A 14,701-nucleotide genomic window follows, 5' to 3' on the forward strand; every position below is an offset into this window, starting at 1 on the left:
GGTGGGCCCGCGCGCCTTCCACCGCGCGGGCCCACCGGCTCAGGCGTTCCACACCCCGGTCGCGGCCGCCGCCCGGGCGTAGTCGGCGAAGTCGCGCGGCTCGCGGCCCAGGGCCCGCTGGACGCCGTCGCCGAGATCGAGGAACCGGTTCTCGGCGATCCAGCCGTACAGCAGGTTCAACAGGGCCACGTAGTCCTCCGGGACGTCGCGGGCGGCCGCGTAGGCGGCGAACTCCTCCGGCGTGACGGGCCGGTAGCCGATGTCGCGGCCGGTGGCCCGGGAGATCTCCCCGACCACGTCCTCGAGGCTCAGCAGTCGCGGACCGGTCAACGTGTAGGACCGCCCGGCGTGACCCGTGCCGGTGAGGGCGGCCACGGCCACGTCCGCCACGTCGTCGAGGTCGACGAACGGTTCGAGACCGGTCCCGGTGGACATCACGATCTCCCCGTCGAGGATCTCCCCCCGGAAGTAGGGGTCCTCGCTGAAGTTCTGCGAGAACCAGGCCGGCTTCAGGAGGGTCCACTCCGCGCCGGAGTCGCGGACCGCGCGCTCGCTGGGCAGTTTCTCCTCGCCGGCCGGTACGACCCAGTCGCGGGCGGACAACAGGACGAGCCGCTCGACCCCGCGGGACACGGCGAGCTTGCTGAACGCGGCCACGGAGGTCGCGGCGTCGGCGAGCTGGGAGTCGACCAGGTACGCGGCGCCGACGCCGTCCAGGACCGGCTCCCAGGTGTTCTCGTCCTGCCAGTCGAAGCGGGCCGCCCCGGTGCGGGAGGCCGCCCGGACCTGGTGTCCGAGCTGCTGGAGGCGGGAGGCGACGCGGCTGCCGGTCTTGCCGGTACCGCCGAGGACCAGGAACGTCGTGTTCGTCATGTGATCATCAAACCGCCCGCCGGTGAGCTGGAGAATGGTCACGGCGCTCAGATGCATGTCTGAGCGTCTAAACTCGCGCCATGGACGCCCTGGCGAGTCTGTTGTACGAGGTGCGGTCCGACGGGGCCCTGTTCAGCCGGAACTTCCTGGCCCCGCCCTGGTCGGTCCGGTTCGCCGACCGCCGCCCGCTCACCCTGGTCACGCTGCTGCGCGGCGCGGCCTGGATCGCGCCCGGCGACGGCGAGCCCGTCGCGCTCGACAGCGGCGACGTGGCCATCGTCGTCGGATCCGAGCCCTTCACCGTCGGCGACGACCCGCTCAGCCCACCGCTGTACGTCATCGGCCCCGACCGGTGCACGACGGCCGACGGCGCGGACGTCAGCGAGGAGGTGATCCTGGGCCTGCGCACCTGCGGCAACAGCATGGACGGCCCGACGGTCCTGCTCACCGGCAGCTACCAGGTCGGCGGCCGGGTCTCCGAACGGCTGCTCGGCGCCCTGCCCCGGGTGCTCGTGGTCCGGCACGACGGCGCGCCCGGCCCGATCCTCGACCTCACCGCCGCCGAGATCAGCAGGGAGGACCCGGGACAGCAGGCCGTCCTGGACCGGCTCCTGGACCTGCTGCTGCTGTCCACGCTGCGGGAGTGGTTCGCCCGCCCGGAGGCCGATTCCCCCGGCTGGTACCGGGCGCTCAGCGACCCCGTCGCGGGCGGGGCGCTCCGGCTGATCCACGACCGGCCGGCGCGGCCGTGGACGGTGGCGGCCCTCGCCGAGGAGACCGGGGTGTCGCGGGCGACGTTCGCGCGCCGGTTCGGGGAACTGGTCGGCCAGCCGCCGATGGCGTACCTGACCGGGTGGCGCCTCGCGTTGGCGGCCGACCTGCTGGTGCGCACCGAGGCGACCGTGGAGTCGATCGCCCGGCAGGTCGGGTACCGCAGCGCCTTCGGCCTGAGCGTGGCCTTCCACCGGGTGTACGGGACCCGCCCCAGCCAGCACCGAGCCTCCCGGACGACCGGCTAGCGGGCCCCACCGACGGTCCGCCGCCTCCCGGTGTGCGTGGCGGGCCGGGCGACCCGCGGGTCAACCCCTCCGACGAGCACTTCTGCGGTGGGGCGTGGGTGACGACGGCCGCCCGGGCGCGCCGGCCGCTATGCCGAGCTTCGTGTGGACAGCGGCACGACGAGTACCCGGCCACCCTCGTGCACCCCACCGTCCACGGCGGTCACCCGCCCGCCCGCGTACACGACGGGCCCGCGCACCTGGCCGGCCGCGACGCCGAAGTGACGGATCAGCGTGCTGTGCCCGTGGACGATCGCCCGCCCGCCCAGCGCGGCCAGCATCCTGTCCACCGCCGCCGGCCCGCTCCCGCCCTGGAAGGCCAGGCGGTCGACGAACGCCAGGGTCAGGTCGAGCCAGACCCCGGCGTCCTCCGTGGTCATCGCCTCGGCCACCCGCTCGTTGACCTCGGTGAGCGTGGACCCGAACCGCAGGTACCCCAGCGAGTCCGAGTGCACGAGCAGGTGCTCCCCGACCACGGCAGCGGCGGGCAGCCCGTACAGCCAGGCCCGGTGCTCGTCGGTCAGTCGGCGCAGGTCACCGGCCCGGCCGCCCCACTGCAACCACGTGTCGTGCAGGCCGCCCGCGTACCCCCAACCGGGCACGGGGGAGTCGGCGAACCGGTCCGCGCCGAGCAGTTGGATCTCGTGGTTGCCGAGCAGCGCGCCCACGTGTCCACCCGCGGCGCCCGCCTCGCCCTGCAGCCGGCGGACGTAGTCGATCACGCCGATCCCGTCAGGTCCCCGGTCGACGTAGTCCCCGAGAAACCACAACCGCGCGGCCCCGCCGGTCCACCGGCCCGCCCTGTCCACGAGGGCCGCGGCGAACAGTGCTTCGATCAACTCGGGGAGAAATCCGTGCACGTCCGACACCGCGAACAGCGGTCCGGGCGGCCGGATCGAGGACGGGGGCGTGCTCCAGCCATCGCGGAGAGCGCCTGCGTGGCCGTGGGTGTGTTCCATGCGTGCCCCCCCGGGTACTCAGCCGTCCGGCGCGGATGTTCCCGACCGGGGCAACGTAACCGTGCCGACCACGTAGGCACAAGTTTCCGGGCGGCGGTGGGCCGAGGGTCACCGACGACGAACGAGGCCGCGTGCGTGTGCGGCCCCGCCCTGTGACGGATGCCATATGTGCCCACAGGCGGCCGGTGGTCCATCAGTGCGCCGCTGGTGCGGGGTTGACGATGTTGCGGCCGAGCCCGCCGTCGACCCCGAGCTCCACCCCGGTGGTGAACGTCGCCTCGAACGCCAGGAACAGCGCCGCCTTCGCCACCTCCCCGGCGTCCCCGACCCGACCCATCGGGGTCAGCGCGGCACCCTCGGCCTCGAAGGCCGCCACGACCTCGGCGGGCGCGTCGGTGACCCCCATGGACGGGGTGCGGATGAAGCCGGGGCTCACGGCGTTCACCCGGATCCCGCGGGGCAGCAGCTCCGAGGCGAACACCTTGGCGAAGGCCCCGGCGGCGGCCTTCGAGCCGGAGTAGACGCTCATGGTGGGGAAGCCGCCCAGGTTGGTCACGGCCGTGGTGAACACGATCGAGCCGCCGTCGGCCACCAACGGAGCCAGCCGCTGCACGGTGAAGAACGCGCCCTTCGCGTTCACGTTGAAGATCCAGTCGTAGGTGGCCTCGGTGACCTCCGCGAACGGTTCGAGCACCGACACGCCCGCGTTGACGAACAGCGCGTCGACGGCGCCGAACCGGTCCCGGACGAACGCCGCGAGGGCGTCGATGTCGGCCAGGCTCCCGGCGTCGGAACGCAGCACGTGCGCCCCCGGGCCGAGCAGCTGTCCGGCCTCGGCCAACCGCTGCTCGTCGCGCCCGGTCAGCACGACCTCGGCGCCGCCGGCCACGAGCCGTCGCGCGATCGCGAACCCCATCCCGATGGTGCCGCCGGTGATGACGACCTTTTTTCCGTGGTACTGCGTCAATGTTCTGCCCTTCAGGCGGTTTCGATGAGGCTGGACGGGCTGTCGGAGGCGTGGCCGGTCGCGACCCGGCGGTCGACGGGGGCGCTGACCGGGGCGGGCAGCCCGAAGCCGGTCCACAATGCGGGATGCGCGCCGGACGTCCCGGCGCTCCTCCAGCCTGTGCCGGCGCGCTACTACGGATCCCCGCCGCCAAACTGCTGGCGCCGGATGTGCCGCCACCACCCCACAGGGCACGGAAACGCCGTTGGCCCGGCCCCGACAACGGGACCGGGCCAGACGCTGATCGCTACAGGGTCAGGGACCAGTAGTCGAGCGTGCCCTGGTCGCCGGGGCCGTAGTCGGTGACCCGCAACTGCCAGGTGCCGGAGGCCGCGGAGTTCACCCCGGTCGCGGTGAACGTCCTCTCCCCGTTCCACGGGCTGCACGGGTAGCTGCCGCTGCCGGAGAACTTGACGGTGTGGACCTGTCCGCCGGGTGCGATGAGGGAGATGCCCAGGTCCTCCAGGCAGGTGTGGTTCAGGCCGATCCGCACGCCGACCGAGGTGGCGGCCTGTCCGGTGGCGGTGGACGTCACGGGGCTGAGGATCCGCTGGTTGTCGCGGATCGGGTAGTCGGTGTCGGCGCGGAAGGTGCGGGTCGGCGTTCCCCCGGACACCGTCAGGGTGTACTGCGCCTCGCGGACCACCCCGCCGTCGCCGGTCCCGAGCACGGTGACCGGGTACGTGCCTGCCGGGGTGGTCGCCGCGGCCGTGACGGTCATGGTCGACGACCCGCCGGACCGCACCGACGTCGGGCTGAGCGCGACGGTGATCCCGAGCGGCGCCGCGGCGCCCATGCTGGCTGTGAGGTTCACGGTCTGCGGGCCGCCGGAGGTGGTGGCCGTGTTGACGGTGACGGTCGCCGACTGCCCGGGGGTGACATCGCCGCTGGTGGGGCTGGTCGAGACGGAGAAGTCGTCGGCGGGGGTGCCGGTGCCGAGGTGCCGCCAGCCGGACTGGTCGCCCTGGCCGTTGATGATCTTCTGGATGTTGGCGGCCTGGTCGGCGACGCGCATGCCCATGCCGGGGCCGTTGCAGTTGGAGTCACCGCCCGAGTGGATGGCGATCAGCTTCGTGCCGACCACGTAACCCGCGCCGCTGTCCCCGACGCACGTGCCGACGTCGCCGTTGACGGGGCCGAAGCACAGGACGGTACCCGTCTTGAAGTCGTAGCCCTTGTCCTTGCAGGGCTTCTCCGCCGTCACCGGGAACGTCGCCTTCCGGGCCACTGTGGAGTTCTGCCCGCCGCCGATCTGGCCCCACGCGACCATGGTGGAGTTGGTGCCCACCGCCTCGTCGGCGGCCGTGCCGATCTGGACGTAGGACGTGCCGACCGGCTTCGCCAGCACCCAGATGCCGATGTCACCGCACTGGAAGCCCTCGTTGCAGTTCGGGTACTCCGGGTGCAGCCACGCGTCGACCGGCTTCACCTCGATCCCCTCGGTGGTGGCCATGTCGGACCGACCGACGATCACGGTCCGCTTGTCCCAGGTCTCCGTCTTCATCGTGCAGTGCCCGGCCGTCATGAACAGCGTCGGCGACAGCAGCACCCCGCTACACGACTCCTTGTACGGGTGGGCGCTGCCCGGTCGGGTGCTCACCGCCGCCCACGGATAGTCCGCGACCGACACCGGCGTGCCGCCCCGGATCGCGCTCGCCGGGCCCGGCAGGGCCACCACGACGAGCGCGGCCACCACCAGCCCGATCAGATACCTCGTCAGTTTTCGCATGAGGTCATGCTCGTGAGTCCGCGCGGCCGCCGAATCCGGGGAAACCCTTGTCCCGGGCGCGGGCGGTGACTGAGGCAAAGACAAGGGATTGTTCTGTATAAATTTGCCGAGGTCGGGCCGAAGCTTGTGGCCATGAAACCTCTCTTCAGGGCAATCCCCATCGTCGTGGCGATCGGAATGCTCGGTGCCGTGCCGGCTCTGGCCTCGACGGGTTCCGCCGAGCCCGCCCCGCTGGTGAGCGCGGGGAAGTCGGTCGTCGGCGAGTACATCGTGGTGTTGAAGGACAACGCCGGCCTGGTGGCGGACGACCCGCTGCCGGCCTTCGGGCTCACGGCCGCGGAAGCGCGGGTGAAGTACACCTACAACGTCGCCCTGCGCGGTTTCGCGGCCTCCCTCACCGACGAGGCGCTGGCGAGGGTCCGCCGCAACCCGGCGGTGAAGTACGTGTCGACGAACGGGATCAACCACATGGCGGAGTCGGCGGCCGCGCCGGTGACGCAGGACAACCCGCCGAACTGGGGGCTGGACCGGATCGACCAGACGAACCTGCCGCTGGACAAGAAGTACACGTACGACGCCGACGGTTCGGGGGTGCGGATCTATGTGGTGGACGGTGGGATCCGGTCCACGCACGCCGACTTCGGCGGCCGGGTCGCGGTCAGCGAGGGGCACTCGATCTTCGACGACGGCAACGGTACCGAGGACTGCCCGTCCAACGGCCACGGGACGCATGTGGCCAGCACGGCCGGGGGCACGGTCTACGGGGTGGCGAAGAAGGCGATCCTGGTGCCGGTGCGCCAGTTCCAGGGCTGCAACTCCTCCAACACCGACGCGGACGTCGTGAAGGCCACCGACTGGGTGGCGGCGAACGCGAGGAAGCCGGCGGTGGCGAACTTCAGCACCGGCGACCCGGACCTGACCCACCCGACGGTGGACGCGGCGATCAAACGGCTCGTGGAGACGGGCGTGACGGTCGTCGTCGCGGCCGGCAACTGGAGCAAGGACGCGTGTCTCACCTCGCCGGCCACGACGAAGTCGGCGATCGCGGTCGGGTCGTTCGACAACACCGACACCTTCAACTCGGGCACCGACTGGGGCACGTGCGTCGACTTCTTCGCGCCCGGCGTGAACATCACGGCGGCCAACGCGGCCGGGGACACGGGCGGCACCGCCAAGACGGGTACGTCGATGGCGTGCCCGCACGGCGCCGGAGCCGCGGCCCTGTACCTCCAGGGCAACCCCACGGCCACCTCCGCCCAGGTGGAGGCCGCCCTCGTCAACGCCGCCTCGAACGTGACCATCAAGAACGTGCCCGGCACCGGCTCGCCGAGCAAGGTCCTCAACATCAGCTCCTTCGGCGGCGGCACGACGACCCATGACTACTCCCTGGCCGTCAGCCCGGGCTCCGGGACGGTCCAGGCCGGTTCCTCGGCGACCGCGACCGTGTCCACCGCCGTCGTGGCGGGCAGCCCGACCGCGATCACGCTGTCGGCGACCGGCCTGCCGTCCGGGGCCACGGCGTCGTTCAGCGCGAGCCCGGTGACCCCCGGCGCCTCGTCCACCCTGACCATCGCCACCGCGGCCTCCACCCCGGCCGGCACGTACCCGGTGACCGGCACCGGCACCGGCTCGGCGACCCACACGGCCACCTACAGCCTGACCGTGACCGGCACCGGGCCGACGACGGGTGACTTCTCGGTGTCGTTGAACCCGTCGTCCGGGTCCGTGCCGGCCGGCGGAACCGGAACGTTCGGTGTGTCGACCGCGGTCGTGTCCGGCGGCCCGGAGACGATCTCGCTGACCGCGAGCAACGGTGGCGTCGGTCCGAACGGGATCGGGGTCACGTTCAGCCCGGCCAGCGTCCAGACCGGCGGGTCCGCCACCGCCACCGTGACGGTCGGCGCCACCGTGCCGGCCGGGACCTACTCCCTGACCGTCGTGGCGGCCGGATCGGTGACCCGGACCGCCGAGTACCAGCTGACCGTGACCACGTCCGGTGGCCGGACCTTCCGCGCCGACACCGACTTCCCGATCCGCGACAACCAGCGGATCTTCAGCCCCGTGACGTCCACCGCCACCGGACAGGCCGCCACCTCGGTCGGCGTGCGGATCGGCCTGAACCACACCTGCCTGGAGGACCTGGGCATCTCCCTCGTCGCACCCGGCGGACAGGTGTACCCGTTGAAGCTCTCCGGCAGCGGCAACTACCCGTGCACCCCGGTGAACGGCGAGAAGACCTACACCGCGACCGGGGTCAACTCCGCGGCCTCCGGCACCTGGCAGCTGCGGATCACCGACTACGGCTACGGCGACCAGGGCACCCTGGACTGGTGGTCGGTGACCCTCTAGACCGTCCGCCGCGGGGAGCCGGGACTCGACCGGCCCCCCGCGGCGCTCTCCCCGCCCCCACCCCCGTCGACCAGGGTGCGGTCGACGGCCCGCCGCACCGGGAGCGGGGCCCTCACGCGACGGCCGCGCGGGACGAGTCGGTCGCGAGCTTGCAGGCGAGCAGGCCGAGCACGGTCCCGGTCACGTACCGCTGGGTCCGCAGCCAGCGCGGACGCCGGGCCAGGAACGTCGCGATCATGCCGGCCGCCAGCACCAGGGCCAGATTGACCGTGAGGCTGACCGTGATCTGCACGGCGCCGAGCGCGAACCCCTGGGCGAGGAGGTGCCCGGCGGACGGGTCCAGGAACTGCGGGATCAGGGTCAGGTAGAGCACTGCCGCCTTCGGGTTGAGCAGGTTGGTCAGCAGCCCCATCGCGAACAGCCGGCGCGGCGGGTCGTGCGCCAGCTCGCCGGGCGCGAACGCCGTGACCCCGCCGGGCCGCAACGCCTGCCACGCGAGCCACAGCAGGTACCCGGCGCCGGCGAGCTTGACCGCCAGGTACAGCTGGGGGACCGCGACGAAGACGACGGACAGCCCGAGGGTGGTGGCCGTGAGGTAGACGCCGAAGCCGACGGCGACCCCGGCGAGGGAGATCACGCCGGCCCGGCGGCCCTGGGTGACGCTGCGCGAGACGACGTAGATCATGTTCGGTCCGGGGGTGAGGACCATGCCCAGGGACACCGCCGCGACCCCCAGCACCGCGTGGGTTCCGATCATGGGTCGACCCTAGGTCAGGTACCCATCTCGATGCAATGCTGTTATTGTCCTCGGTGCAATGTGGGATTGTTCGGAGGGGAGCGCGGGTGCGGGACTACCGGAACGTCGCCGACGCCGTCGCGGCCGACATCACCGGCGGCCGGCTCCGGCCGGGCGACCGGTTGCCGACCCAGCGCGCGTTCGCCCGCGAGCACGGGCTGGCACCCTCCACAGTGCACCGGGTGTACCGCGAACTCGTTCGGCGCGGCCTCGTCACCGGCGAGGTGGGGCGGGGCACGTTCGTCCGGGCGGCAGGGGAGTTCGCCGCCCTCGGCGAGCCCGCCGACCAGCCCGTGGACCTGGAGTTGAGTGTCCCGGCCGTGCCCGAACAGCTCGCGCCCCTCGCCGCCGGCCTGGCCCACCTGCTCCGCCCCGACGTCCTCGCCGCCGCGCTCCGCCCGGTCGGGGTCGCCGGCACGCCCGGGGCCAGGGCCGCCGCCGCGCACGCGCTGGCCCGACCGGGATGGACCCCGGACGGGGCCCGGATCCTGTTCGCCGGCAGCGGTCGGCAGGCCATCGCCGGGGCGGTCGCCGCGCTCGTCCCGCCCGGCGGCCGGCTCGGCGTCGAGGAGTTCACGTACCCGGTGGTCCGCGCCCTGGCGGACCGTCTGGGTGTCATCCTCGTCCCGCTCCCGGTCGACGACGACGGTCTGCGCCCCGACGGCGTCGCCGCCGCGCACCGTGCCGGCGGCCTGCACGCCGTCTACCTGCAACCCACGCTGCACAACCCGCTCTGCGTCACGATGCCGGATGCCCGCCGGTCCGACCTCGCCGACCTCGCCCGCCGGCTGGACCTGCACCTGGTCGAGGACGCCGTCTGGTCCTACCTGGACCCGGCGGCCACCCCCCTGGCGGCGCTGGCCCCCGACCACACGATCCTGGTCGACAGCCTCTCCAAACGCCTCGCCCCCGGCCTGACCACCGGCTTCGCGGTCGCCCCGCCCCACCTGACCGACCGGCTCGCCGACGCGCTGCGGTCGGGCGCGTGGACCCCGCAGCGGTTCGCCCTGGACGCCGCGACCCGGTGGATCACCGACGGCACCCTCGCCGCGGTCGAGGCGGCCAAGCGCGCGGACGCCCGGGCCCGCCAGGATCTGGTCCGCACCTGCCTGGGCGGGCTGGGCGTGCGCACCGCCCCGGGCGCGTACCTGTGCTGGTGGGAGCTGCCCCGGCGCTGGCGGCCCGAGGTGTTCGCGGCCGCCGCGGCCCGGCGCGGCATCGCGGTCACGGTCGGCTCGGCGTTCACGGCGGCGCCGCACCGCACCCCGAACACGGTGCGCCTCGGCCTCGCGTCCCCGCCGCTGGACGTCCTGGCCCGGGCCCTGGCGACCCTGGCGACCCTCGCCCGGTCCGCTCCCGACGACATCGACTGACGGATCCGCCGACCACGCCGGATCAGGCCGGGTGTCGGACCTGGGCACCCGGCCTCGTCGGGCCGGGCTTCGGCGTGGAAGGACCCGCTGGCCTGGTCTCGAACCCCTTGTCCGGGTGCCAGGACCACAGCCAGCGGATGCCGTGCTCCGCGGCGTCAGACGCGGCCGGTTTCGTGGGCCCACATGGCGACCTCGACCCGGTTTCGGGCGTCGAGCTTGCGCATGAGGCTGGCGAGGTGGGCTTTGACGGTGCTCGGGGTGATGTAGAGCTCGCTGGCGATCTCATTGTTGGTGCGGCCCTGGGCGACAGGCACGAGGACCTCCTCCTCGCGGGCGGTCAGCGGTTCCATCGGCTGCCTCGGAGATGAGGTCTGCGCGTGGGCGAACGCTGCGAGCAGTCGGACGGTCACACTGGGCGCGATCAGGGCGTTTCCGTCCGCGGCGGCGTGGATGGCCTGGGTCAGCAGGGCGGACCCGGCGTCCTTGAGCAGGAACCCGCGGGCGCCGGCCCTGAGCGCCCCGTAGACGTACTCGTCGAGGTCGAAGGTGGTGATGACCACGATCGGCAGGGGGTCGGCGACGTCGGGGCCGGCGAGGCGTCGGGTGGCTTCGATGCCGTCCATCAGCGGCATCCGGATGTCGAACAGGCCGACGTCGGGACGCAGCTGGAGCGCCAGGCGGACCGCCTCGCGCCCGTCGGCGGCCGCGCCGACCACCTCGATGTCGGGCTGGGCGTCGAGCAGCATCGTCAGCCCGGTCCGCACGATGGGCTGGTCGTCGGCGATGAGGACCCTGATGCTCATCGCGGCGTCCCGGTTCGGGGCAGGACCGCCTCGACCCGCCAGCCCCGCCCGGCGGCGGGACCCGCGTGGAAGGTGCCGCCGAGCAGTGCGGCGCGTTCCCGCATGCCCACCAGGCCGTAGCCCGCCGGAGCGCGGTCGCCGGCGGCGGAGCCGTCGTCGTCGACGGTCAGTCGTACCCGGTCGGCCTCGCCCGTGACGGCGACGGTGACCCGGTTCGCGTGCCGGGCGTGCCGTCGAGCGTTGGTGACGGACTCCTGGGCCAGCCGGTAGATCGCGGCCCCGACCGCCGGGCTGAGGTCCTCGAACGCGCCGGAGACGGTCACCTCGACGCGGGGACGCGTCTGGCCATCGGTGGCGAGCTGCTCGACCTCGGCCACGCCGGGCTGCGGCGCGAACGCGGTGTCCTGTGCGGCGCGGAGCACGCCGACGATGGCGCGCAGCTCGGTGAGGGTGCGGCTCGCCGCGTCCTCGATGACGGCCAGGACCTCGACGACCCGCTCGGGGTGGGTCGCCACGATGGCACGTCCTGCCTGGGCTTGGATGGCGATGCCCGAGACGTGGTGGGCGACGGTGTCGTGCAGCTCGCGGGCGAGCAGTTCGCGTTCGCGGGACTTGGCTCGGTCGATGTCGCGGATCCGGCCCTTCGCGCGATAGCGGATCGCGGCGCCGAGCGCTGCGGCGAACAGGAAGAACGCGTACCCCGCGACCGCCTCCGCCAGGGTGGTGGGGTCGGCGCCGCGGGTGGTGATGACGGCCAGCCAGAGCAGGATGATGCCGAGGCCGCTCGCGGCCTCCCGGCCGGAGCCCCAGCGGAACAGGGCGTAGGCCAGGATCAGCACCGCGAGGGTGCAGTTCAGCATGGTGCCCCGCGACCCGGTGACGACCCGGACGACGTCGACGATCGTCAACGTGCCGATGGAGACCGCGACCGCGACGAGCGGGTGCGTGCGTCGCCACAGCAGGGGGCCGAGGACCGCGAGCACCGCGAGTAGCTGCAACGGGAGCGGCGCCAGGTCCCGGCGGAGCACCACTTCCACCGCGGACCAGCAGATGAGTACCGCGACGAGGGCCCAGTCCCGCGGCCCCCGGTCCGGGGCGTTCGTGGGTCGAGGTTCGGCCCACAGCGAGCGGAGTGCTGTGGTGGACATCCGATCAGCCTAGGCAGCCCGCGGGCCCGGCGTATCCGCCAAAAGTATAGGAGGTCGGCTGTGCCAACGACCAGGTCGAATCATGGTCCGGAGCCGATGTGCCCGCCGCCGGCGTCCGTGAGGGTGGAGGCACTCACCTGATCAGGCCAAGGAGCATTGTGATGAGAACGCCTCCGTCCGGCACCGCGCTGGAGAACGCGCCGTCCCGGAGCACGCTGGAAGATCCGCGCATGCCCGTGCGGGCCAAACTCACAGCGGCATGGACCAGCTTCATGTTCCTGTACCTCTACGTCGACTTCTTCAATCTCTACAAGCCCGGCGTCGTCGACGGCATCCTGAACGGCCTCGTCTGGAAGTTCGAGGTCACCTCGACGTTGTTGACCATCATGCTCGCGTCCGTGGCGATCCCCGCCCTGATGGTGACGCTCTCCATGACGCTGCCCGCCCGGGCGAGCCGCACCACGAACCTCGTCGTGGCATCGCTCTACCTCCCCTACTCGGCGTTCAACGCGGCGGGGACGACCCGGGAGTGGGCCTTCTTCTACGGCCTCTCCATCGGACTCGAGGTGCTGCTCCTGGCCTTCATCCTGCGCTCCGCGTGGACCTGGCCCCGCCGTACCGCACAGCCGCACTGAGATCAACCCCACGAAGGATATATGGGTACGAATTACTCCTCGGAGGGCTCGCGCGGTCACCGGCTCGACGGTGGCCGGCGCGGGCGCCCCGGAGAGCGCGCTCGGCTGTCCGGTGTCTCTGGCCGTCGAGCCGCCGCATCCGTCGAGGACGCAGTCCGGGCCGGGTACGGTGCGCGTTGACCTCCAGCGCGGTTGATGTGTTCTGATCCCGGGCATGATCTTCGACGGGTTGCGGGTGGCTGTCAGCGGTGCCGGACGGGACACCGGGCGGGCCCTCGCGTCGGCGTTCGCCGAACGCGGCGCGCACGTGTTCGTCTCCGCCCGGGATCCGGCCGCCGCCCGGCGCACCGCGGACGCGGTCGCGGCGCGCGGACCGGGCACCGCCGAGGCCTTCTCCTGCGACCTGGAGTCGCCGGACTCGATCCGGGGATTCGCGGCGGCGCTCGCCGAACGCACGGACCACCTGGACGTCCTCATCAACAGCGGTGCCCGGTACCTCCACGGCGAGGACCTCGACACGGTCGCCGACGAGGACATCGTGGCGACGATCGCCGGCGCGGTGACCGGCACGGTCCTGCTCACCAGGCACCTGCTGCCGCTGCTGCGTGCCTCGGCGCGGCCCGACATCGTGAACCTGATCTCCGCCTGCGGCGAGGTCGGCCACCACCGGTCCGGCGCCCACCCGGCCTTCTACGCCGCCAAGCGCGCCCAGGCCGGGTTCGCCGACATCCTCTCGCACCGCCTACGGGCCGAGGGCGTGCGCGTGATCTCGCTGTACCCGCCGGACTTCGAGCAGGACGGGCCACGGGTGTCACACGGGGCACTGACCGCGCGGTCGGTCATCGACTGCGTCCTGTTCGCCGTCGGGCAGCCGCGGGACTGCTTCATCCGGGAGTTCCGCTTCGAGCAGGTCTGAGCCACGAAACCGCCCGCCGACAGCCGGGGCGCGATCGGCGACCCCGCGTCGGCCCGGCCGCGGCCGGCCTCCGGCGGCCGGGCAGACTCGCGGGATGAAGAAGATCCTCGTCATCGGCATCGGGGCGGGCGACCCGGACCACCTCACGTTCCAGGCGGCGAAGGCCATCGGCCGGACCGACGTCTTCTTCGTGCTGGACAAGGGCGAGGACAAACACGACCTGGTACGCCTGCGCGAGCAGCTCCTCGCCGCGCACGCCCAGGGCTCCCACCGGGTCGTGGAGGCCGGGGACCCGGCACGCGACCGGACCACCCCCGCCTACGCCGAGGCCGTCCGGGACTGGCGGAGCCGGCGCGCGGACCTGTTCGAGCGGCTGATCGCCGAGGAGCTGGCCGACGGGCAGACCGGCGCGTTCCTGGTCTGGGGCGACCCGGGCCTCTACGACAGCACCCTGGCCGCCCTCGACGACATCCTCACCCGCGACCGGACGGCGCTGGACTACACGGTCATCCCCGGGATCACCTGCGTCGCGGCCCTGACCGCCGCGCACGGGATCGCCCTGAACCGGATCGGCCGCCCGGTGCAGATCACCCCGGGCCGCAGGCTCGCCGCCGACGGTGTGCCGGACGGGATCGACGACCTGGTCGTGATGCTCGACGCCGGGTGCGCGTTCGCCGAGCTGCCCGACGCGGCCGACTTCGACATCTACTGGGGCGCCTACCTGGGCACCGCCGACGAGATCCTCGTGCACGGCCCGGTCGTCGAGGTCGCCGACCGGATCCGGGAGCTGCGCGCGGTGGCCCGCGCCACCAAGGGCTGGATCATGGACACGTACCTGCTGCGCCGCACGACACTCTCCTGACCGGCCGGCCTCCGCGCCCTGTCGGCAGCACGACCTCACGTTAAGGCCCTACCGCCGCCCGGGGCGCAGCCCGGCGCAGGGGGACGGGTAGCACCCGCGAGGCGACGGCCCCGTGACCCACGGTGACGAACGGCGTCGCGGCAGGGTCGGTCCGGAGATACGGGGAAAACCCTTGACCTGTCCGCGCCTCGCGA

The 14,701-nt window shown here is 72.8% G+C and carries 13 protein-coding genes; 6 read left to right on the forward strand and 7 right to left on the reverse strand.

Annotation, left to right across the window (positions count from 1 at the left end):
* Positions 1-39 precede the first annotated feature (39 nt).
* Positions 40-873, reverse strand: coding sequence for an NmrA family NAD(P)-binding protein (locus PT931_RS35675; RefSeq protein WP_456250171.1), 834 nt, complete (start codon positions 871-873; stop codon positions 40-42).
* Between the two features lie 80 nt (positions 874-953).
* Here PT931_RS35675 and PT931_RS35680 point away from each other — a divergent pair, with 80 nt between their 5' ends.
* Positions 954-1,892, forward strand: coding sequence for an AraC family transcriptional regulator (locus tag PT931_RS35680; protein WP_456250142.1), 939 nt, complete (start codon positions 954-956; stop codon positions 1,890-1,892).
* A 128-nt stretch (positions 1,893-2,020) separates the two neighbouring features.
* Here PT931_RS35680 and PT931_RS35685 read toward each other — a convergent pair whose 3' ends face one another.
* The 3 genes from PT931_RS35685 to PT931_RS35695 form a co-directional block, all read right to left on the reverse strand.
* Positions 2,021-2,890 carry a metallophosphoesterase gene (locus PT931_RS35685; RefSeq protein WP_456250143.1) on the reverse strand — a complete coding sequence of 290 codons (870 nt, stop codon included), beginning with the start codon at positions 2,888-2,890 and terminating at the stop codon, positions 2,021-2,023.
* A gap of 193 nt (positions 2,891-3,083) precedes the next feature.
* Positions 3,084-3,857: an SDR family oxidoreductase gene (locus PT931_RS35690; protein WP_456250144.1), complete on the reverse strand. Its 774-nt coding sequence runs from the start codon at positions 3,855-3,857 to the stop codon at positions 3,084-3,086.
* 286 nt (positions 3,858-4,143) lie between these two features.
* Complete coding sequence (locus PT931_RS35695) at positions 4,144-5,625, reverse strand: trypsin-like serine protease (RefSeq protein WP_456250145.1); 1,482 nt, start codon at positions 5,623-5,625, stop codon at positions 4,144-4,146.
* 132 nt (positions 5,626-5,757) lie between these two features.
* On the opposite strand from PT931_RS35695, the gene PT931_RS35700 reads away from it, so the two are divergent.
* The gene (locus tag PT931_RS35700; RefSeq protein ID WP_456250146.1) at positions 5,758-7,974 is read left to right on the forward strand and encodes a S8 family serine peptidase; all 2,217 of its coding nucleotides are present in this window, start codon (positions 5,758-5,760) and stop codon (positions 7,972-7,974) included.
* Positions 7,975-8,086: 112 nt separating this feature from the next.
* On the opposite strand, the gene PT931_RS35705 is transcribed toward PT931_RS35700, so the two are convergent.
* On the reverse strand, positions 8,087-8,731 hold the full coding sequence (locus PT931_RS35705; RefSeq protein WP_456250147.1) for a LysE family translocator: 645 nt from the start codon (positions 8,729-8,731) through the stop codon (positions 8,087-8,089).
* An 86-nt stretch (positions 8,732-8,817) separates the two neighbouring features.
* Here PT931_RS35705 and PT931_RS35710 point away from each other — a divergent pair, with 86 nt between their 5' ends.
* Positions 8,818-10,143 carry an aminotransferase-like domain-containing protein gene (locus PT931_RS35710; protein ID WP_456250148.1) on the forward strand — a complete coding sequence of 442 codons (1,326 nt, stop codon included), beginning with the start codon at positions 8,818-8,820 and terminating at the stop codon, positions 10,141-10,143.
* Positions 10,144-10,298: 155 nt separating this feature from the next.
* Here PT931_RS35710 and PT931_RS35715 read toward each other — a convergent pair whose 3' ends face one another.
* Positions 10,299-10,946 (reverse strand): response regulator, encoded by a 648-nt coding sequence (locus PT931_RS35715; protein WP_456250149.1) that lies wholly within the window; start codon positions 10,944-10,946, stop codon positions 10,299-10,301.
* Positions 10,943-12,094 (reverse strand): sensor histidine kinase, encoded by a 1,152-nt coding sequence (locus tag PT931_RS35720; RefSeq protein WP_456250150.1) that lies wholly within the window; start codon positions 12,092-12,094, stop codon positions 10,943-10,945. Before PT931_RS35720 ends, PT931_RS35715 begins: the two co-directional genes overlap by 4 nt.
* Positions 12,095-12,255: 161 nt before the next feature.
* Between PT931_RS35720 and PT931_RS35725 the strand changes: the two genes are divergently transcribed.
* From PT931_RS35725 to cobF, 3 genes are all read left to right on the forward strand, one after another.
* Positions 12,256-12,729, forward strand: coding sequence for a DUF6326 family protein (locus PT931_RS35725; RefSeq protein ID WP_456250151.1), 474 nt, complete (start codon positions 12,256-12,258; stop codon positions 12,727-12,729).
* 214 nt (positions 12,730-12,943) lie between these two features.
* Positions 12,944-13,645: an SDR family NAD(P)-dependent oxidoreductase gene (locus PT931_RS35730; RefSeq protein ID WP_456250152.1), complete on the forward strand. Its 702-nt coding sequence runs from the start codon at positions 12,944-12,946 to the stop codon at positions 13,643-13,645.
* Between the two features lie 94 nt (positions 13,646-13,739).
* Positions 13,740-14,507 carry a precorrin-6A synthase (deacetylating) gene (gene cobF, locus PT931_RS35735; protein ID WP_456250153.1) on the forward strand — a complete coding sequence of 256 codons (768 nt, stop codon included), beginning with the start codon at positions 13,740-13,742 and terminating at the stop codon, positions 14,505-14,507.
* Positions 14,508-14,701: the final 194 nt, after the last annotated feature.

The organism is Longispora urticae (genome assembly GCF_053902585.1).